We start from the raw sequence: 20,875 nt of genomic DNA, 5'->3' as shown, positions 1-20,875 counted from the left end.
CTTTGATCTTAATAACATATTTTAGAATTAGATGGGGAATTTATGATACAAGGGGGAATGAACATGCGAAGCGGAATTCATGAGAGACTTCATTTTCTGTATAAATTTCTGCATGCGCCCCGACAATTAGGAAGCGTTACTCCCAGTTCGCGCTGGCTGGCAAAAACGATGCTCAACGCCATTCCATGGCAACAAATGCATCATATAGCTGAGCTGGGTGCGGGTACTGGAGCGATCACTAGGTTTATTCCAAACGGGGAAAAGACCCAGATGAACGTGCTTTTGTTTGAAAAGGATACGGATTTTCGTCAACAACTACGACTTGATTTCCCTGACCGAATTTTCCATCACGATTGTTTGCGATTAAGGCTTGCGCTTCATAATAGCAGGTTGGAGAAGTTAGACTGCATTGTAAGCAGTTTGTCTTTTCGAAATTTTTCAGCCTCAGATCGGACGCTTTACATTAAACAAATTACATCCTCTTTAAAAGAGGGCGGGTGGTTTATCACGTTTGAATATTTTCCTCAAATGAAGAAGGAATTAATGCAGCATTTTGAAATTGTGAGTGCTAAATGGGTGATGCTGAATTTCCCGCCGGCTCTTGTATATATTTGTAGGAAAAAGGCTTCTACACAAGTAAAGCAGGCTGATCATACTACTTCTTCAAGGGATGTAATTTCAGTTCCCCAGGTTTACACAGAAAGATAAGAATGAGAATACGACAAATGCCGTTACCTATAAATCGCTAGGGAACGGCTTTTTTAAATTAGGCTTAGTATGTTCTTACCTCAGTTAATAGAGAACCTCAATATTCTCCTCGTTCAGACGTTTCAGCCAAGCTTCAGAAGGCTTACGGTCCGTGATCAAAAAATCGATATGGCCAAGCTCAATCAGCTTTGTAAAAGCCGTCTTATCGAATTTGGTGTGATCCGCCAGGAGAACGACCTTATTGGCTTGCCGCAGCATGTACTTCTTGAGCTCGCACTCAGGTTCGTTGGAATCTGTGATCCCTCGCTCCATATCTATTCCTTTGCAACTGATCACCGCAGTATCCACATTGTATCTTTGAATGGTGTCATGGGCTACCGGTCCTACCAGTGACAACGAACGGTAACGAAGTGAACCGCCAGTAGAGATGATATCCATCCCTGAATTCGAGAACTCATGCAAAATATTAATGGAGTTTGTGATGATGGTTAGATTGTTTTTGTTGCCGAGTAATTTTAGAAATTCAAAAGCTGTTGAGCTTGGATCTACCATAAGTGTATCTCCATCATTGATTAAGTCGAGCGCTTTCAGGGCAATCCCACGTTTAATATCTGTATTCAGCGCATTTCGTGTCACAAAAGGTAAGTCCTCATTCGTATGACGATTCAGCATGGCACCGCCATAGGTACGACTAAGGATGCCATCCTTCTCAAGCTTCTCTAAATCTCTGCGAATCGTCTCTTCTGTGACCTCAAACATTTTGCTTAGATCGGAGACTAGTACTCGTTTATCCTGATGGACAAGATCGATTATTTTTTTGCGTCTTTCGGCTGCAAGCATAGGAATCACCTTTCCAAAGCTATATTTTACAATCATAACGTTAAATATCTGTGTTTTGCAATAAAAACAACGTATATATATCTGTATTTGCCAAAAATATTCACAAAACAGATATAAAACAAACAAAAACAACATAAATAATATTTAATTTGTTGACAACGAAGATTTCTGAACATACGATGAAAGAGGAAAATAAATCCTTTAAGAGTAGTCGAGTTAGGGAGATTCCAGAGCCGGCCGGGTTACGATTCAGGGGCCAGCCAGAGGTGTTATAGACGAGAAAATATCCTCTAGCTTGCAGAGCAGTGAATTACTTTGGTGTTGATGAATTCACATTAGGAGGCTGGTCATTGAAATGAGCACACATGTGTTTTACGTTCCATCGATCAATATTATGGGCAAGGGATGTTTGCAGGAAATTGGTCCTTACATTCAAGAACTGAATTTGAAGAAGGCACTTGTAGTCACAGACAAATTCCTAATGAAGAGCGGCATTGCCGGTAAATTGCTGGCAGTATTGGATGAAGCGGGGATTGAATATGCCATCTATGATGAAGTGAAACCTAATCCGACCTGTAATAATGTTCATGACGGGGTGGATTATCTCCAAGCACAGAATTGTGACTATCTGATCTCCATCGGTGGTGGTTCGCCACAGGATACGGCCAAGGCGATTGGGATTATTGCCACGAATGGCGGTCACATCAAAGAATATGAGGGCGTACACAAGTCGAAGCATAAGTCGTTGCCGATCGTTGCAGTTAATACTACCGCTGGCACTTCAGCAGAAGTAACGATTAACTATGTAATTACAGACGAAGAACGTAAATTGAAGATGGTAATGGTAGATAAGAACAGCATTGCTACCATCTCAGTTAATGATCCAGAGCTTATGGTAGATAAACCCGCTGCACTTACGGCAGCAACAGGAATGGACGCTTTGACGCATGCAATTGAGGCATTAGTAACGCCAGGAGCATATCCGGTAACTGACGCTACCGCGCTTGCAGCTGTAGAGATTATTTTCGCTAACTTGGCTCGTACCGTAAAGAATGGCTATGACATTGAGGCTCGTGAGCAGATGGTGTATGCGATTTTCCTAGGCGGGCTTGCTTTCAATAATGCAGGACTTGGATATGTACATGCGATGGCGCATCAGCTTGGCGGTGTATATGATCTGCCACATGGCGTATGTAACGCAATGTTGCTTCCCTATGTGGAAGAAGAGAATGCCAAATACGTACCCGAGAAATTCAGAGCTATTGCAAAAGCGATTGGATTAAACGTTGAGGATCAAACCGATAAGCAGTGCGCTGACTTTGTCATCGAGTCGATCAAAGCGTTGTCTACAGAAGTTGGAATTCCAACTAAACTATCCGAGCTTGGAGTGGAAGAGGTCGATCTTGATCTTTTAGCAGAGAACTCCATGAAGGATGCTTGTGCACCAGGTAACCCTTTTATTCCTACGAAAGAAGAAGTCATTTCTCTGTTCAAAAAAATACTATAAATCATCCCTTACTATAGGAGATTCTTTCATGAATAATCATATCGCCGTCGATATTGGTGCCTCTAGTGGGCGGCTAGTACGCGGAATACTTCAAGAGGGTGTTCTCACCTTAGAGGAAATTCATCGGTTTAGCAATCGTTTTACAGAACAGGAGGATTCCTGTTTCTGGGACATCGATTATTTATTCGAGCAGATCATTATAGGGCTTCAGAAAGCCAAGGCTCAAGGCATCACAGCGTGTACGCTGGGTATAGATACTTGGGCTGTAGATTATGTACTTGTGGATGCAGAGGGAAACCGTGTTCAGGAAGTTTTCGCTTATCGTGATCGTAGAACAGATCTGGCTATGGATGAGGTAGAAAAGTACATTTCAGCACAAGCCATATATGAAAAGACTGGAATCCAGAAATTATCTATCAATACGTTGTACCAGCTATATGTTCATAGTAAAGAAGAATTAGCTGAGGCAGATCAAATTCTACTCGTGCCTGATTATCTGTATTACAGACTAACCGGTCGCAAAATCAATGAGGTTACTAATGCATCTACAACACAGCTGTTGAATCTGGACAGTCGAGATTTCGACGATGATCTGTTGAAATTTCTAAATATTAAGAGAGAACAGTTTGCTACATTGACTGAACCGGGAGTGGTTCTTGGTCCTCTCGACGAAGCTCTAATACAGACTTATGAACTTCCGGATTGCCAACTGATCTGTGTAGCCACACATGATACAGCGTCTGCAGTGCTGGGTGCGCCTCTCCAAAAGGACTCCGCGTATATTAGCAGCGGAACATGGTCTTTACTGGGAGTAGAACGAACTCTGCCTCTTAATTCTATGAAGGCCATGCAGGCTAACTACACCAATGAATGGGGCGCCTACGGCTCCTACCGTTTCCTCAAAAATATTATGGGCCTTTGGCTCATCCAAGAGGTTCGCAGGCTGATGGACGGATGTTACAGCTTTGCGGAGCTAGCAGAACTTGCACAAGGAGAGGAAGGCTTCCGAAGCCTGATCTCTTGTAATGATCCAAGATTTCTCAATCCGGTAAATATGATAGAAGAAATCCGTAGTGCTTGCTCAGAGAGTGGGCAGCCCGTTCCAGAAACACCGGGCCAGTTGGCCCGCTGCATTTTTGATAGCTTAGCATTATCGTACTTTACTTCCTTGGAAGGATTAGAAGAGCTGATAGAAAGCCGTATCGAGGTTCTGCAGATTGTTGGGGGAGGTGCTAACAACAGTCTGTTATGCCAACTGACTGCTGATGTTATAGGCAGAGAAGTGAAGGCTGGCCCAACGGAATCCACAGCGCTTGGAAATATAGTGGTGCAGATGATTAGCACGGGAAGCATTTCGGATATTCATGAAGCAAGAGAAATTATCGGTCAATCCTTTGAGATAAAGTCGTATACACCGCGCCCGACCGCTCATCTTGAAGACATTCTAAGTCGGTGGAAAGAGCTTCAGTTGTCCACAATACAATATCAAATCTAATTAAACATACGTTATATGATTTTAGGAGGAACTACAGCATGGACCAGAGTATTATCACTAGTTATAACGAAGCCAAAAAACTATACGCAGCCCACGGTATTGATGTGGAGAAAGTGCTGGAGCAGCTCGCGCAAATTAAGATTTCCATACATTGCTGGCAGGGCGATGATGTACAAGGGTTTCTTTTTAAAGATAAAGAACTAGGCGGGGGAATAGCGGTAACGGGTAGTTATCCCGGCCGTGCTGGCACGCCAGATCAACTTCGTCAAGATTTAGAAAGGGCCTTAACTCTTATTCCTGGCAAGCACAAAGTGAATTTACACGCTATCTATGCGGATACAGATGAAGAAGTGGACCTGGACGAATTAGAACCACGCCACTTTCAATCTTGGGTAGACTGGGCGAAGGAGCAGGGGCTGGGGCTTGATTTTAATCCTACTTGTTTCTCGCATCCGAAAGCAGCAGACGGTTTTACGCTTAGTCACTGGGATGAGGAGATTCGTAACTTCTGGATTAAGCATTGTAAGGCTTCTCGCACGATTGCTGAGCATTTTGGTAAGGAACTGGGTCAACCTTGTGTGACTAACTTTTGGGTGCCAGACGGATATAAAGATACACCAGTCGATCGTTTAGCTCCGAGAGTGCGTTTAAAGGAATCGCTGGATCAGATTTTTAGTGAGGAAATAGATCCTCTTTATAATATCGATGCTTTAGAAAGTAAATTGTTCGGAATTGGATCTGAGAGTTATGTAGTTGGATCACATGAATTCTATATGGGCTATGGATTAACTCGCGGCAAAACCATTTGTCTGGATGCCGGGCATTTCCATCCTACAGAGATGATCTCGAATAAGCTATCGTCGATTCTTATGTTTAGTGAGCAGTTGCTGCTACATGTAAGTAGACCTGTTCGTTGGGATAGTGACCACGTTGTAACGATGGATGACGAATTGATGGAAATCGCCCGTGAGTTGGTACGAGGAGATTTACTCTCCCGAACGAATATAGGATTGGATTTCTTTGATGGGAGCATTAATCATATTGCTGCTTGGGTGATTGGAACACGCAATACTATTAAGGCGTTACTTCGCGCAATGCTCGAGCCTGTGGAAGAACTGAAGCGAATCGAATGGTCTGGCGATTACACTTCACGACTAGCTTTGGTGGAAGAATTCAAATCGTATCCGTTTGGAGCCGTGTGGGATTACTACTGTGCTTCCCAAGATACACCCGTTCGGGAGCAATGGCTGGCTGAAGTGAAGAGTTATGAACAGGAAGTTCTGTTTACAAGATAGAGCGTTAGAGTGGGTATGAGAGCAACATATACAAAGGAGAGATTGACATGAGTACATCCGTATTAGAATCCAAAGGGTATATTGCAAGCAGTGAGGCTCCGTTTATTCAGGAAATGTCAGAGATTACACGTCATATGTGGGAGCTAGGCTGGGATGAGCTAAATGGTGGTAATGTCAGCTATCTGCTGGATGAGAATGAGGTTGCAAAATATATTAACGTGCTGGAGCCGCTTCGCACCATTAAGCTTACTTTTCCGGTAAAGGAATTAGCGGGCAAATACTTCATCGTGACGGGGTCAGGCAAATATTTCAGAAATGTGATCAAAGACCCGGAAGCGAATCTAGGTGTGCTTCGTGTTAGCGCTAATGGGGAAAGCGTAGAAGTGTTATGGGGATTACGGAACGGAGCTGTACCTACTAGTGAATTGGCATCTCATTTCATGAGTCATATTGAACGACTAAAGGTGGACCCTACACATCGTATCGTATTGCACACACATGCTACGAATGTTATCGCAATGACTTTCACCCATGATCTGGACGAATTAAAGTTTACAAAAACGCTGTGGGAAATGTGTACAGAGTGCCTTGTTGTTTTCCCTGATGGCGTCAGTGTTATTCCGTGGATCGTTCCTGGAAGCAGTGAAATCGGCCGCGAAACCGCTAAGAAAATGAAGGATCACCGCTTAGTGATCTGGCCGCAGCACGGGATTTTCGGCACTGGCTCCACTATGGATGCTACCTTCGGGCTTGTGGAGACTGTTGAAAAGGCCGCTACGATCTACAACCTGATTGGCGGGAGAGAAATTAAACAAAAGATCACGGATCAACAGCTGTGGGATCTAGCTAAGGCGTTCGGAGTAACACCTAAACCTGGTATTCTTGAAGTTTAAGCATTTCATAAATATGAGAACCGGGCATTCGCAGATTTTGCGAGGTCCGGTTTTTTTATGGTTTTTTCTTAAAATTACGCATTGAATTTATGAACAGAATTTAGTAGCGTTAATCGTACAAAATTGTCACAAGGCTTAATAAGGAGATCATATGAGCAAAGTTCTTATCATTGGTATTGTAGCTAGCGGTAAAACCACATTGGCAAAGCGATTATCTAACCAAATAAATATTCCTTGGTATGAATTGGATGCCATTGTTCATCATCAGACACCGGAAGGAAGGAGAAAACGCTCACCAGAAGAACAGGTTGCGGTGATTATGGAGATTGATCAGGATGGAGCTTGGATTTTTGAAGGCACGGATCGGGAATCCTATCAATGTCTATATGAAATGGCAGATACAATAATTTTTCTTGATACACCGTTGTGGAAGCGTAAAATTAGAATTTTCGTTCGGTTTCTTAAGCAGAAAATGGGCATTGAGAAGTGTCATTATAAATCGGATATTAGGATGTTAAAAAAGATGTATCAATGGACACAGGATTTTGAAAATAATCGAGGTGGATTTGAAGCGAAGTTGCTGTTATATCAGAACAAAGTTATGAGATTATACGATAATAAGGAACTTTAAAATTTGTATTTTCCATCTTTTGGGTACATAATTAAACTTACTTTAAGTAATCAATTAATCAAATGGAGGTAATTTATGAATACTGAACTTTTATTCACATCTTTGCAAGTGGGGAATCTTTCATTAGCGAACCGAATCGTCATGGCACCAATGACACGCGTGTACTCACCGGATGGTGTACCGGGAAGTAATGTTGCGGCATATTACCGCAGACGGGCAGAGGGTGGAGTAGGATTGATCGTTACCGAGGGTACAGCCATTAATCATCCTTCGGCAGTCAGCCACGCCAATATCCCCAATCTACATGAAGAAGCAGCGTTAGAGGGCTGGAAGCAGGTTGTAGAAGAGGTTCATGCAGCTGGAGGTAAGATCATTCCCCAATTATGGCATGTGGGAATGACACATACGAAAGGGGAAGGACCAAATGTTGAAGCCCTTCCTGTAGGTCCTTCAGGTCTGGATTTAGCAGGAGAACCTGTAACAGAGCCACTGACTACAGCTGAAGTAGAAAGCTTAGTCTCAGCATTCGCACAAGCGGCTACGAACGCCAAAAAAGTGGGTTTTGACGGGATCGAGATTCACGGCGCCCATGGTTATCTGATTGACCAGTTCTTCTGGGGAAGAACTAACAAACGGTCGGATCGTTACGGTGGCGATTTGGTAGGCAGAACTACATTTGCTGTAGAGATTATTGAAGCGTGCCGTAAAGCGGTAGGACCAGATTTTCCGATCGTGCTACGCTTTTCTCAATGGAAATTGGGCGCATATGATGAGAAGCTGGCAAAGAATGCAGATGAGCTTGAAAGCTTCTTAACACCGCTAAGTAACGCAGGTGTAGATATCTTTCATTGCTCCACTCGACGCTTCAGCCAACCTGAATTTGAAGGATCTGAGCTTAATCTTGCTGGCTGGACTAAGAAGATCACAGGAAAACCGTGTATTACGGTGGGTTCTATCGGTCTTCATAGTGATTTTTTCGCAGAAGACAAAGCTCAGCAGTCTGAAGATAATATAGAAGAACTGCTGGAAAGAATGGGACGTGAGGAGTTTGATTTGGTTGCTGTTGGTAGGGCGCTGATAAGCGATCCAGCTTGGCCTGCCAAAGTTCAAAGCGGTGCTATAGATGAGATTATACCATTTACGGCGGAATCGACAAAAACTTTATTATAAAGTTAGAAATTTAACATTGTTTTCCTTGTATGGTTAGTGGAGAAAGGCCGCCCTTTTGATAAAATCACTACAGTCACACAAACATTGCAAAAGAGGCGGCCTAATAATAAAATATAATCCTTTTAAAGGTTCGGAATAATGCTTGTTATGTACAGCCCTTTTTATAGAATAATTTTCATTAAGGCTTAATATGATCATAGATATTAAAAAGCATTATAGGTTAGGAGGATATAGGTTGATAGATATCACAGAAGTCTTCATTGATACTCTAGCACCTAACAGTGCTGCGATTAAGAACGGGCAAGGGCTAGTTAAGAAGAAACGATTCGTCCAATTGAATCAGTCGGAAGACGGAGTGGTTCTGTTTGGTGAATGCGGAGGCAGCGGTAGCAGCAACTATTTTCCATCTGCTGATTTTGTTGTTTCTGACAAACCGGTAATGCGCTGTACTTGTCCAAGTAGGCAGATCCCTTGTAAGCATGTTCTCGGATTGCTTTATGCCTTTGTAGGCAAGGAGACCTTCGTATCTGCAATGATTCCTGAGGAGCTTGCCGCTAAACGGGAGAAGATGAGTAAGCGTGAGGAACGTAAGTCTGAACTTGTTGCAGAAGGAGCTACTACTAAGCCTAGGAAAGTGAATAAGTCTGCACTCAAGAAGAAGATTGGAGCTCAACTGGAGGGCTTAGCTGTACTTGAGAAACTGACTCTATCGCTTATACGCGCAGGTCTCGGAACTCTAGACACTAAACGTGTAAAAGAAATTCAGGAGCATGTGAAGATGATGGGCAACTTTTACTTAACCGGAGCACAGATTGAGTTAAGACGATTAGCCTTATTACTATCCTCTCCTGACAACCGTGAGAAGACCTATACATTAGCTATTGAGCAACTAACAAGAATTCATGCGTTTATCAAGAAAGGTCGCGCACATCTAACGATGAAGCTTGAGGACACGGATATGGCTTTGAATTATGACTCTACGATAGAAGAATGGCTTGGACATGCTTGGCAGTTAACAGAGCTTAAGGAATTCGGTCTAATGAGTCAGGATGCGGAGTTGATCCAGCTTTCATTTGTCAGCTATGATGATGCAGCCAGACAGGAATATGTAGACTTAGGCTTTTGGATAGAAAAGTCAACGGGTGATATACATCGTACCCTCCAATATCGCCCTTATAAAGCAGCTAAGTATATTCATGAAGAGGATAGTTTTACCGAAGTTGCAGTCATTCCTTCCTTATATTATTACCCCGGTGACCGTAATCGACGGGTCCGATTTGAGAATATGTCAACGCGCCCGTTAAGCAATCAGGATTTGGAATGGATTGCCGCTACGGCATCTCGTTCTTATTCTGAAAGCTTCAAACAAATTAAGAATCAGTTAAAGAATCCGCTAGCAGACAAGAACCCAGTGTTGCTGCTACATGTGAATAAAATAAGTAAGTCTCAGCAAGATCAGTTCGTTATTACGGACGTAGCGGGTCAGCATCTAGTGTTAGATCAAGTAGCAGCACTCGATCAGGACACACTGCCGCTGCTTCAATACTTTGCATTTGATCAATTATCGGATATGACGATGTTACTTATGTTTGAACACCAACTGGATACAGGACGATTGAAAGTGCAGCCTTTAACACTTATCAAAGGGAAGGAAATGATTCGACTCTTATATTAAAAAATAGGGTTAGCGCTATACATAATGGGGGGAATGTCCATGAGTACAGCATTACTACAAGAGCTTCATCAAGAAGTAAAGCGGCTATATATCGCTGGAAGTGAGCTCGCTGCTGAGGATTTCCGCTTAAAGCGGCTATTGCCACAGTTTCAACAGTTAGGCGAACGTGCTCCCATATTCAAAAGATTAGGTGAGGGAATCGCTTTGGTCATTGCATCGGATCCTTCCGAAGGATCTTCATCGGCTCAGCAGCTGCAAGACCTAAGTGTGCTACTCAGCTCGGTGCTGCATACTCAGGGAGTAACTTCTCCTGACGGCGAATTGTTGGAAGTACAAGTTCATCCATTAAGCTTACCTACCCAGTTCTCATATCGCAAGTTGTCAGCCGTACAGTTGGCACTAAGTACTCGTGGCGGAGGACGATATGAGATTATAAAGGAAGCTTATGAGGCTGGACTATTTCAAGATCTCCGCATGATTCATCCCGCGATAGCAGCTTTCCAAGATCCATATGTTGAAATTGCAGAGCTTGTGATGAAGCAGATACTGCCAGCCTATGGACCTCAGATTATTCCCATCCTCAGGGATCAATTTGATCTAACCGGAGGAATAGTAGAGACGAGAAAGCTGTATGTAATTGCTACATTAGGTGGTGATAGCGTTCAGGATCTGGTCTATCAAGCTGCAGATTCAGGATCAGAGGATGTTCGGGCCATGGCTATTTCTCTGCTTGCGGGCAAGGAACGATATGAAGAAGATTTGCTAGCTTGGAGTAAAGATAAGAAGAAAAAGATTCGTGAAGCTGCCTTTAATGCGCTGGCTAAGAGTGACTCGGCGAGTGTGCTGAATCGGCTATATGAGGCATTTACCGGAAAAGATAGTGAACTGGTCGTCCCTGCACTGAGGCAGTGTCAAGCCCAAGAGCTCACGAACCGACTTGTTGAAGAGGTCTCAGATATGCTTCAAACTGTCCCGGAAATGAAGGACGATAAGAAAAAAATAGATGGATTATGGAACAGGGTAGTCCATTATATTAGGGTACTATCTTATAAACATAGTCCTGAACTAGAAAAATTATATTTAAATGTACTTGAGCAGTATCCATTATATATGAACCAGTTGAGCTGGAATGCATTGATCGAAGAGGCGACCTCCTATTTAGGACAGATTGACTCTGCGGAAGCTAAAGGTGCATTACTACGAACACTTGAGCGGAATCTTATCTACTTTAAAAACAACAGACGATACGTAAATGATGTTTTCAAAGACGCTTATCTCTTGTTTCCGCCGGAACGAGTGTATGAACAATATGTTGATGTTTTAAGGCATTATGCGCCATCTTCAACTAACCATGCTTCTTCTATGGCGCAGCAATTGCTGCACACAATATCTGAAATTGCGGTTCAGCGATATCATGGAACCTATGATGCAGTTTGGAATTCACCCGCAGACCAGATTCAATATATGTATAAGATCGAAATGCAGTCGTCTGAGGTACTAGCTATTCAATGGGATTCACGCTGGCTTGATGTTTTTATAGAGCTGGATCATTACGAGCTGGTAAGTGCCTTTGCACGGCCGGGACATCCTAAAGCAATGCAGTATTTGCTTCGAAAATTGACTGATAATCCTGAGTTTCGCCATCGGTTTGCCAATATTCTCTTGATGGGTCTAGAGCGTTCGGGGATAAGTAAACAACGCCTGCAAGAGGCTCTCCTAGTAGCTTTGGAAGATGACAGAAATACAGAATGTCGATTAATTGAACCGTATACGTTTGAGCAGCTATGTCAGCTTCCAGCAAGTTTTGCGAGTCGAATAATAACTGTTCTACCTCGATTCAGTGAGGTTGCAGAAGACCAACTTCAGTATGTCATTCGCCTCATGCAAGGACCATCAAACCCAATAGAAGAGGTGTAGCTAACGATGAGTCAAGAACTATTACAAGATATTATGAGGCTTCCAGCAGAAAGATTGTATGCGCAGGAGTTGGAAGCGCTTCGTAAAGCGGACACTGGTAAGATACCGGCAGGATGGCAGATGTCGCCTCAATCTGTCCTGAAGTTTATAGTTGGCGGTAAAGCAGGGAGTACCGAGATTACACCTAAGTACATTGGTAACAAGCGATTAATAGAGATGGCGATAGCAACACTGGTAACCGATCGTGCATTGTTATTAATTGGTGAGCCGGGTACAGCCAAGTCATGGTTATCTGAGAATTTATCAGCAGCTATCTATGGACAATCAGGACTGGTCGTGCAAGGTACTGCGGGTACGAGTGAAGAGCAGGTCCGTTATTCTTGGAACTACGCGATGCTGCTTGCACAAGGCCCATCTCCGGAAGCTTTAGTAAAAAGTCCCATCATGCGAGCAATGGAGGAAGGGGGCATCGCACGTTTCGAGGAAATTTCTCGGTGTGCATCGGAGGTACAGGATGCGTTGATCTCTATCTTATCAGAGAAGACAATTTCAGTGCCTGAGCTAGGCAAGGAGATGAGTGCTCGTAAAGGCTTCTCGATTATTGCAACAGCTAACACAAGAGACCGTGGTGTCAATGATATGTCAACTGCCTTGAAGAGACGGTTTAATATTATTGTTCTTCCGGCGCCTGCGGATTTGTATACTGAAGTAGAGATTGTGAAGAAACGGGTCCGTGAAATTGCTTCCTCCTACGATTTACAAGCTGCACTTCCTGCAGATGAGGCTTTACATAAGGTCGTGACGATCTTCCGTGAGCTGCGCAGCGGGATGACCTTGGATAAGAAGGAGAAGGTGAAGTCTCCAGCAGGTGTAATTTCCACAGCTGAAGCGATCTCACTCTTAACGAATAGTATGGCGCTGGCCGCAAGCTTCGGAAATGGAGAACTGACAGACGAGGATCTGGCCGCCGGACTGCAAGGTGCCATTGTGAAGGATGATGATAAGGATCAGCTTGTCTGGAGAGAGTATCTCGACAATATAATGAAGAAACGCGGCGCAGATTGGCGGGGGTTATATACGGCTTGTAAGGAGATGAACTAGTGGAGAGCGAAACTACTGGAGCTGGCGTACATTTTTTTGGGGTGCGGCATTTGTCTCCTGGTGGTGCGCAGCATCTATTAAGCTATCTTGATGAGATAGAGCCCACAGCTGTTTTAATTGAAGGGCCAGCAGATGCTACTACTGAGATTCGCCATATCCTCAACACGACAACCAAACCTCCAATAGCTATTTTAGCGTTTACGGAAGAAGTTCCTGTTCGTACAGCCTTATGGCCGCTTGCGGTATATTCCCCCGAATATCAAGCGATGAAATGGGCGGAGCAGCAGGGAGCTCATACAGCTTTTATAGATTTGCCCTCTTCAGTAGTTATCGCGTTGCAGGATATACGAACCCGCAACAGAGATTCTGCTAAACAGAGCGTGGGATCCGAAGTTAACGATTCAGAAGAGAAGGCTCCGGAGGAGGTTTCTCTCTATGAAAGAATAGCAGAGCTGGCTGGCGAGCTAGATTATGATATGTATTGGGAGCGCAATTTCGAACACAACACCAACAAGGGTGCATATCAGGAAGCGATCATTTCTTTCTCATCCCAAATGCGCCAGATGTCGGAAGAGAATGAAAGACATAACAACGTAATAGAATATGCACACAACACGATTCGTGAAGCTTATATGCGTCGTCAGATTCAGGATACAATCACCGCTGGTCATCTACCGCATAAGATCGTTGTTGTATGTGGAGCTTACCATACAGCGGCACTTTCTGATCTGGCCACCGGTATGACAGATGAGGAGATAGATGATCTTCCTTCACTAAATACCAAGCTAACTCTTATGCCCTATACGTATTATAAACTATCTTCCTTGTCAGGCTATGGAGCAGGGAACCTGGCACCTCATTATTATCAAATGATGTGGGAACATATGATGAACGGTTCACTTGATGACTTACCGCATCACTATTTGTCTACTGTAGCTAGATACTTGCGCAATAGCGGGACACATCGCTCTACAGCAGAAATTATTGAAGCTGTGCGCTTAGCAGAGTCATTAGCTGCCCTTCACGGTGGAAGTACGCCGACGTTAAGAGATTTGCGAGATGCGGCACTGACCTTGCTGGGGCGTGGAGAGCTTAGCGTAATCGCTGAAGCACTTGCTCGTACAGATATCGGTACTGCTATTGGTGAGCTGGCAGAGGGGATTAGTCAGACGCCAATTCAGGATGATCTGAATCGGCAATTAAAACGCTTGAAGCTTGAGAAGTATAAGACCCCTGTAGCAAATGATCTTGAATTAGATCTCCGGGAGAATCGAAGAGTGTCTTCTGAGGAAGCGGCTTATCTGGATTTAAACCGTTCTTTTCTTTTTCATAGGCTCAGAACACTTGGAATCGATCTAGTGAACATAAGAGCAAGTGGTCAGACTGGCGCAACTTGGGCAGAGCATTGGGTCATGAGGTGGTCTCCTGAAGTCGAGATTCAAGTCGTTGAATCTACGCTGCTTGGAGAAACGATTGAGATTGCTTCAGCCTATGTATTGCAGCAAAAATTAGATCACAGCAGTACAATTGCGGAAGCGTCGGCACTTATTCGAACGGCTTATGAGTGCGGGATGCTGAACCAGATGGAAGCAGGACGGCAAACACTTCAGCGCTTAGCTGTTGATACCAGAGATGTAGTGCAAATCGCTGCGTCCATTCATGAGTTATCCCTTCTGATTCAGTATGGCGACGTTCGCAGGATAGATACCAAGCCGCTTATTCCGCTGCTAGAACAATTGTACAGACGAGCGTGTCTGTTCTTGCTGGATGCGAGTCAATGTAATGATGAAGCATCGGGTGAGATGCTAAAAGCTATGAACATACTGAATCAGACAGCTATGGAGCATAGTGAGGAAGTTGATGGGCTGTTGTGGATACAAGAGCTGAAGCATTTATCGGAAAGGGATGACTGCAATCCGCGCTTATCTGGAGTAGCATGTTCCATTTTGTTAGAACGAAATGAGATGACTGCACAGCAATGTTCAGAAGAAGTATCGAGACGACTGTCACCGGGTATTCCTGCAGATCTTGGAGCAGGCTGGTTCGAAGGCATGTCTATGCGTAATCGATATGTACTTTTATCCCGATTAAGTCTGTGGGAACAATTGAACGAGTATATTATTTCTTTGGATGATGATGAATTTGTGCGTGCTTTAGTGTTTTTGCGGCGAGCCTTCAGTACCTTTGAGCCAAGAGAAAAGACTATGATCGCTGAGTTGCTAGGTGAATTGTGGGGCGTGAACACTGAGCAAGCTGCTGAGATTCTGACGGGCGAGCTGAAGGAGGCCGAAGCAAAAATGATTGAGGATTTGAATGATTTTGACTTTGGAGATATATGACGATGAGTACTTCAGTAGATTCAAGTGTTGTCGCTCGCTGGCGGCTTATTCTTGGCCAATCCGCAGAAGAACAGTTGACCGTTTCTAGCGGAAACACAAGTATTCACCTGTCCGAAGATGAACTCATCATGGATCAGGCGCTGGCCGCTATATATGATGAGACGAGTGAGATTGGAAATAGCGGCACTGCTAACACTGCTGCCTCCGGACAAAGAGGAGCAGGATCAGGTAAATCTGCACCTCGGTTGGCGAAATGGTTAGGAGATGTTCGCAATTTTTTCCCTGAGGATATCGTCTCGGTTATTCAACATGATGCAATGGAACGGAAGGGCTGGAAGCAGCTATTGTTTGAACCGGAAGTTCTTGCAACAGTGAAACCGGATATACAGTTAGTAGGTACACTCCTCTCCCTTAAAGGAAAGATTCCTGAGAAGACAAAAGACACTGCTCGCCTGTTAGTGAAGACAGTTGTAGATGATCTTGTTAAGCGAATGGAGGAGGACCTTCGTCGGGCGGTGACGGGTGCACTGAATCGCAGACAGCATTCTCCATTGCCTTCACTTAGTGGCATAGATTGGACACGGACTATAAAACGTAATCTGAAGCATTATGATGCAAAACGGCGGCAGATTATCCCTGAGAAATTCTACTATTATGATCGGGCTAGACGCAGCAAGGAATGGACAGTCATTGTGGATATCGATCAGAGTGGTTCTATGGCAGAATCTATTATTTGGGCCTCAGTTGTGGGCTCGATCTTTGCAAGCATCCCTTCATTAAGTACTCGAGTAGTTGTATTTGATACAGAGGTCGTTGATCTGACTGAGCAATGTGCGAATGATCCTGTTGACATGTTGTTTGGGATTCAGCTAGGCGGTGGTACAGATATACAAAAATCTGTTGCTTATTGTGAACAATTTATTGAGCAGCCGAAGAAGACCTTATTTATTATCATTTCGGATCTGTACGAAGGTGGGAACCAAGCGGGTTTAATCCGTCGTATGCGTCATCTGAAGGAATCAGGTGTCAGAACGATGTGTTTACTCGCTTTATCTGATGAAGGCAAGCCTTTCTACGATGAGCATGTGGCTAGATCCTTGACTCGCGATGGAACGCCTTGTTTTGCGTGTACACCTGCACTGCTGCCACAGTTAGTAGAAGGTGCGCTAAAAGGACAAGATCTTTCTGAATTAGCCAAGAAACTTGGAACGAAAGGAATTTAACTGGAGATATCATTTTACAAGTTCATAAAAAGTGTTCTTCAGACAAGAACTGTGTTTCATTACAGCTTTTGTGGCGTATATAGATATCATACCCCCCTTTATACAATAGAATTTGGCCCTGTCGCTCGCCGGCAGGGTATTTTTTTATGGGAGTCATAAGGATAGCTATTACTTGACCTATTTGAAATTTTCTTTTAGAGTATGCTCTGCACTCTCCCTGTGGTAAAATAGACCTGATTTTTTAAAAAATATAGGAAAGTTAAGCTTCACGCTTACATTATCCTTATATTTCTTGAAAACGGTGCCGTCCCTTTAGGGAAGTCAAAGGCATTTTTGCTTGATAAACCTAGATCAGTGCATATAGGGATTGACATCTAAGATGGAAGTAATGTTACAGGATGTGCTATAATTTTATATTGGGTTAAAACATCAATGAGCTACATTTTAAATAGAGGACGTGAAAACAGCATGACTAAGGGGAACCACAACTCACCGGACTTAAAATCCGGCAAGGGTTCGAAGGATTATTCGAAATATTTTGATTTTAGTGACGCGAAGGTAATTAGTGAAGAAGAAGGTAAAATTACTTACCGTATTAAAGGAAGAAATGTACAAATTAATAGTCAGCCTGATTACAAAGAAGGAAAACGGCGCGGCAAGGAAGAAATAGAAGTTCATTATGATTTCGAGATTCCAGAAGAAATGCACAATTTCGGAGTAGACAAATATTATCATATAACGACTTATGGCTGCCAAATGAATGAGCATGACACGGAAACGATGAAGGGCCTTTTGGAACAGATGGGCTACAAAAGTGTCGATGACCGGAATGATGCGGATATCATTCTCTTAAATACTTGCGCGATTCGCGAGAACGCCGAGGATAAGGTATTTGGTGAGCTTGGTCATCTTAAGAACTTGAAGATTGAGAAGCCAGGTCTTTTGCTGGGCGTGTGTGGCTGCATGTCTCAGGAGGAAGGCGTAGTTAATCGAATTATGTCTAAGCATGGATTCGTGGATATGATCTTCGGTACGCATAATATTCACCGTCTGCCACACCTCATTAAAGAAGCTGTATTCAGCAAAGAGCTTGTGGTTGAGGTATGGTCTAAGGAAGGCGATATTATTGAGAATTTACCGAAGAAACGCGAGGGTATGCGGGCTTGGGTAAATATTATGTATGGCTGTGATAAGTTTTGTACGTACTGTATCGTACCCTTTACACGGGGAAAAGAACGCAGTCGCCGTCCGGAAGACGTCATTGCTGAAGTAAGAGAGCTTGCGCGTCAAGGCTTTAAGGAAGTCACTTTACTGGGGCAGAACGTAAACGCATACGGTAAGGATTTTACAGATATCGATTACACCTTCGGTGACCTGATGGATGACATGCGTTTGATTGATATTCCGCGCATTCGCTTTATGACATCGCATCCGCGTGATTTTGACGATAAATTAATTGAAGTACTAGGCAAAGGCGGCAATCTGGTGGAACATATCCATCTACCGGTTCAATCGGGAAGCACTGCTGTACTTAAGAAAATGAGTCGCAAATATACTCGTGAAGCTTATCTGGAGTTAGTTCGCAAGATTAAGATAAGTGTGCCTAATGCAGTGTTGAGTACCGATATTATCGTTGGTTTCCCTGGAGAGACGGATGAGCAATTTGAAGATACTCTTTCGCTAGTGCGCGAGGTTGGGTATGATATGGCATATACGTTCATTTATTCACCTCGTGAGGGTACTCCTGCAGCTGCTATGGAGGATAATGTACCTATGTCGGTGAAGAGCGAACGTCTACAAAGACTCAATGATCTCATTAAAGAGAACAGTCGGATCATTAATGACCGTATGTTAGGTGAAGTCGTTGAGGTGCTGGTTGAAGGGGAAAGTAAGAATAACTCTGAAGTCCTTTCCGGCCGTTCCCGTGCGAACAAGCTGGTCCATTTTGAAGGTCCGAAGGAGCTTATTGGCACATTTGTAAAAGTGAGAATTACAGATACCAAAACATGGTACATTAAAGGGGATATTGTGGCAGAAGCTGCAGCTGTTCATTAATCATCACATACGAATGGGGAGATGGCTTGTGAGTACAGAGGAACAACGTTTGAATAAATATGGAATGAAGACTTATAATACCCGTGACTTAATTGTACGCGAGGATATTATGGGCAAAGCTAAAGAACTTGCTACATTAATTTCAACTAGTGAAGAGGTAAAGCATTTTCAACAGGCTGAACAAAAAATCTTGAACCACGAGCGGGTACAAAGCCTGATCGCCACGATTAAGAAAAAGCAGAAGGAGATTGTTGCCTTCGAAAGCTTTAATAATAAAGATATGGTAGCTAAGATCGAGCGTGAAATTGAAGTGTTGCAGGATGAAATTGACGGCATTCCAGTCGTGAACGAATTTCAGCAGAGCCAGAGTGACATCAATTATCTACTCCAGCTTGTAATTTCCGTGATTAGAGATACTGTATCGGAAAAAATTAATGTGGAAGCGGGCACCGAAGCGCCTCCGACCACATGCGGATAACCCACACTCAGTTTAGGGGGCGGATGCAGATCCGCCCCCTTAAGTTTCACACTATACATAATCCTTATCTTTCTATGTCCAGCTGTTGATTTTAGAAGTTAAGGTTTGGTACATTTAAAGGTACGAATCAGTAAAATTATAGCTTCGGAAAAGGATGGGGCAAATATGAGCGAAAATGGGGAACAAACCTATAACGCCAAAAAATATCGTACACCGGACGGAGTTCCGGCCGACATCGTAATGTTTACACTGACCAAACGCGAACGTAAGACGGTCACAAAGACACTTCCCTTACGTGAGCTTAAAGTCATGTTAATTCGACGGAAGAAATGGCCGTGTGCTGGAATGTGGGCTCTCCCTGGCGGTTTCTGTCAGGAGGATGAGTCCATTTATGCTGCTGCTACCCGTGAACTCAAAGAAGAGACTGGTGTAGATGGCGGTCATTTGGAATATCTGGGCGTTTACAGTACACCAGGTCGCGACCCTCGCGGTTGGATTATCAGTCATGCCTTTTTCGCCCTGGTAGAGGAATGGATGCTTGAGCAAAGACAAGCTTCAGATGATGCAGGCGAGGTAGGATTATTTACGTTGCAGGAAGCGCTTGAAGAGCTGGAGCTCGCTTTTGACCACCACGATATCATCAAGGATGCATACTTACGTATTCAACAACAAATGCTGCAAACTACGATTGCAAGACAGTTTTTGCCTAGGCATTTCACCCTTAGTGAGCTCTATCAGGTGATTCAAACGGTAGTGCCGGAATTTAAGGAACCGAATTTTATCCGTAAAATCACTTCAACACGTAGTCGTCAGGGTATATTAAAAGAAGTAAGAGACGAAGAGGGAAATGCGCTTAGTTCAAATCAATATTCCCAGCGTCCAGCTCAGCTCTATATGTTCACAGATCATGAGCCTTTGTTATCCATCTATACGTAGTGGCTTAAATCAGGAGAGGGGATTAATCTCATGAGAGCACTAATAGTGATCGACTTTACTAATGATTTTGTTAATGGAAATCTGCCTGTTGGTCAGCCAGCCGTAGATATCGAGCCTAGGATCAGCCAGTTAACCTCAGCGTTTGTACACAGTGGCGATTATGTTGTTATGGCCGTGGATTTGCATGAAGAGAATGACACTTACCATCCGGAGAGCAAGCTATTCCCTCCTCATAATGTACGCGGGAGTGACGGACGAGAGTTGTTCGGAAGCTTGAAGTCTGTATATGAGCAGAATCGCGAATCCATTTATTGGATGGACAAAACGCGCTATAGCGCCTTTAGTGGAACAGATCTGGAGATCAAGCTGCGGGAACGAGGCATTACTGAACTTCATTTAATTGGTGTCTGCACAGATATTTGTGTACTGCACACAGCGGTGGATGCCTATAACAAAGGGTTTGCTATTATAGTGCACGAGGATGCGGTAGCCAGCTTTAATCCCGGTGGACATACTTGGGCATTAGAACATTTCCGGGGAAGTTTAGGAGCAGACGTTGTTAAGGCATAATACTAGAACAGAACATACACATATAGCAGCGTAGATATTAGG

Annotated in this window: 17 protein-coding genes; 16 read left to right on the top strand and 1 reads right to left on the bottom strand. The window is 43.7% G+C overall.

The features are described from left to right. Nucleotides 1-63: 63 nt before the first annotated feature. Nucleotides 64-708, top strand: coding sequence for a class I SAM-dependent methyltransferase (locus NST74_RS16850; protein WP_341113378.1), 645 nt, complete (start codon nt 64-66; stop codon nt 706-708). Nucleotides 709-792: 84 nt separating this feature from the next. Here the strand turns inward: NST74_RS16850 and NST74_RS16845 are convergent, their stop codons facing one another. Next, entirely contained in the window at nt 793-1,548 is a 756-nt protein-coding gene (locus NST74_RS16845) for a DeoR/GlpR family DNA-binding transcription regulator (RefSeq protein WP_341115912.1), read from the bottom strand. A 355-nt stretch (nt 1,549-1,903) separates the two neighbouring features. On the opposite strand from NST74_RS16845, the gene NST74_RS16840 reads away from it, so the two are divergent. The 15 genes from NST74_RS16840 (at nt 1,904) to NST74_RS16770 (ending at nt 20,833) form a co-directional block, all read left to right on the top strand. After that, a complete protein-coding gene (locus NST74_RS16840) occupies nt 1,904-3,055 on the top strand; it encodes an iron-containing alcohol dehydrogenase (protein WP_341113375.1) in 1,152 nt (383 codons plus the stop codon). Nucleotides 3,056-3,083: 28 nt separating this feature from the next. Then, the gene (gene rhaB, locus NST74_RS16835) at nt 3,084-4,550 is read left to right on the top strand and encodes a rhamnulokinase (protein WP_341113373.1); all 1,467 of its coding nucleotides are present in this window, start codon (nt 3,084-3,086) and stop codon (nt 4,548-4,550) included. A 38-nt stretch (nt 4,551-4,588) separates the two neighbouring features. Further along, nucleotides 4,589-5,845: an L-rhamnose isomerase gene (gene rhaA, locus NST74_RS16830; protein ID WP_341113370.1), complete on the top strand. Its 1,257-nt coding sequence runs from the start codon at nt 4,589-4,591 to the stop codon at nt 5,843-5,845. Nucleotides 5,846-5,892: 47 nt separating this feature from the next. Further along, nucleotides 5,893-6,738: a rhamnulose-1-phosphate aldolase gene (gene rhaD / locus NST74_RS16825; protein ID WP_341113368.1), complete on the top strand. Its 846-nt coding sequence runs from the start codon at nt 5,893-5,895 to the stop codon at nt 6,736-6,738. A gap of 151 nt (nt 6,739-6,889) precedes the next feature. Next, on the top strand, nt 6,890-7,369 hold the full coding sequence (locus tag NST74_RS16820; protein WP_341113367.1) for a hypothetical protein: 480 nt from the start codon (nt 6,890-6,892) through the stop codon (nt 7,367-7,369). A gap of 75 nt (nt 7,370-7,444) precedes the next feature. Beyond that, nucleotides 7,445-8,539, top strand: coding sequence for an NADH:flavin oxidoreductase (locus NST74_RS16815; RefSeq protein ID WP_341113364.1), 1,095 nt, complete (start codon nt 7,445-7,447; stop codon nt 8,537-8,539). 235 nt (nt 8,540-8,774) lie between these two features. Further along, entirely contained in the window at nt 8,775-10,214 is a 1,440-nt protein-coding gene (locus NST74_RS16810; RefSeq protein ID WP_341113363.1) for an SWIM zinc finger family protein, read from the top strand. A gap of 39 nt (nt 10,215-10,253) precedes the next feature. Next, nucleotides 10,254-12,131 (top strand): HEAT repeat domain-containing protein, encoded by a 1,878-nt coding sequence (locus tag NST74_RS16805; RefSeq protein WP_341113362.1) that lies wholly within the window; start codon nt 10,254-10,256, stop codon nt 12,129-12,131. A gap of 6 nt (nt 12,132-12,137) precedes the next feature. Next, a complete protein-coding gene (locus NST74_RS16800; RefSeq protein WP_341113360.1) occupies nt 12,138-13,232 on the top strand; it encodes an ATP-binding protein in 1,095 nt (364 codons plus the stop codon). After that, complete coding sequence (locus NST74_RS16795; RefSeq protein ID WP_341113356.1) at nt 13,232-15,571, top strand: DUF5682 family protein; 2,340 nt, start codon at nt 13,232-13,234, stop codon at nt 15,569-15,571. The genes NST74_RS16800 and NST74_RS16795 overlap by 1 nt, the downstream gene beginning before the upstream one ends. A 2-nt stretch (nt 15,572-15,573) precedes the next feature. Continuing rightward, entirely contained in the window at nt 15,574-16,794 is a 1,221-nt protein-coding gene (locus NST74_RS16790) for a VWA domain-containing protein (RefSeq protein WP_341113355.1), read from the top strand. Nucleotides 16,795-17,262: 468 nt separating this feature from the next. Then, nucleotides 17,263-18,849, top strand: a complete 1,587-nt coding sequence (gene miaB, locus NST74_RS16785) for a tRNA (N6-isopentenyl adenosine(37)-C2)-methylthiotransferase MiaB (RefSeq protein ID WP_341115911.1) — start codon at nt 17,263-17,265, stop codon at nt 18,847-18,849. Nucleotides 18,850-18,877: 28 nt separating this feature from the next. Next, nucleotides 18,878-19,327 carry a RicAFT regulatory complex protein RicA family protein gene (locus NST74_RS16780; RefSeq protein WP_042128451.1) on the top strand — a complete coding sequence of 150 codons (450 nt, stop codon included), beginning with the start codon at nt 18,878-18,880 and terminating at the stop codon, nt 19,325-19,327. A 165-nt stretch (nt 19,328-19,492) separates the two neighbouring features. Beyond that, nucleotides 19,493-20,263, top strand: a complete 771-nt coding sequence (locus NST74_RS16775) for an NUDIX domain-containing protein (RefSeq protein WP_042128449.1) — start codon at nt 19,493-19,495, stop codon at nt 20,261-20,263. Nucleotides 20,264-20,293: 30 nt separating this feature from the next. Continuing rightward, nucleotides 20,294-20,833, top strand: a complete 540-nt coding sequence (locus tag NST74_RS16770; RefSeq protein ID WP_341113354.1) for a cysteine hydrolase family protein — start codon at nt 20,294-20,296, stop codon at nt 20,831-20,833. Nucleotides 20,834-20,875 lie beyond the last annotated feature (42 nt).

The organism is Paenibacillus sp. FSL F4-0125 (genome assembly GCF_038008565.1).
GTDB lineage: Bacteria > Bacillota > Bacilli > Paenibacillales > Paenibacillaceae > Paenibacillus_AQ.
This window is presented reverse-complemented; position numbering and strand designations above follow the sequence as displayed.

Coding starts and splice junctions, on each gene's coding strand:
- NST74_RS16850 (WP_341113378.1), top strand. CDS start 64: ATGCGAAGCGGAATTCATGAGAGACTTCATTTTCTGTATAAATTTCTG.
- NST74_RS16845 (WP_341115912.1), bottom strand. CDS start 1,548: ATGCTTGCAGCCGAAAGACGCAAAAAAATAATCGATCTTGTCCATCAG.
- NST74_RS16840 (WP_341113375.1), top strand. CDS start 1,904: ATGAGCACACATGTGTTTTACGTTCCATCGATCAATATTATGGGCAAG.
- rhaB (WP_341113373.1), top strand. CDS start 3,084: ATGAATAATCATATCGCCGTCGATATTGGTGCCTCTAGTGGGCGGCTA.
- rhaA (WP_341113370.1), top strand. CDS start 4,589: ATGGACCAGAGTATTATCACTAGTTATAACGAAGCCAAAAAACTATAC.
- rhaD (WP_341113368.1), top strand. CDS start 5,893: ATGAGTACATCCGTATTAGAATCCAAAGGGTATATTGCAAGCAGTGAG.
- NST74_RS16820 (WP_341113367.1), top strand. CDS start 6,890: ATGAGCAAAGTTCTTATCATTGGTATTGTAGCTAGCGGTAAAACCACA.
- NST74_RS16815 (WP_341113364.1), top strand. CDS start 7,445: ATGAATACTGAACTTTTATTCACATCTTTGCAAGTGGGGAATCTTTCA.
- NST74_RS16805 (WP_341113362.1), top strand. CDS start 10,254: ATGAGTACAGCATTACTACAAGAGCTTCATCAAGAAGTAAAGCGGCTA.
- NST74_RS16800 (WP_341113360.1), top strand. CDS start 12,138: ATGAGTCAAGAACTATTACAAGATATTATGAGGCTTCCAGCAGAAAGA.
- NST74_RS16790 (WP_341113355.1), top strand. CDS start 15,574: ATGAGTACTTCAGTAGATTCAAGTGTTGTCGCTCGCTGGCGGCTTATT.
- miaB (WP_341115911.1), top strand. CDS start 17,263: ATGACTAAGGGGAACCACAACTCACCGGACTTAAAATCCGGCAAGGGT.
- NST74_RS16775 (WP_042128449.1), top strand. CDS start 19,493: ATGAGCGAAAATGGGGAACAAACCTATAACGCCAAAAAATATCGTACA.
- NST74_RS16770 (WP_341113354.1), top strand. CDS start 20,294: ATGAGAGCACTAATAGTGATCGACTTTACTAATGATTTTGTTAATGGA.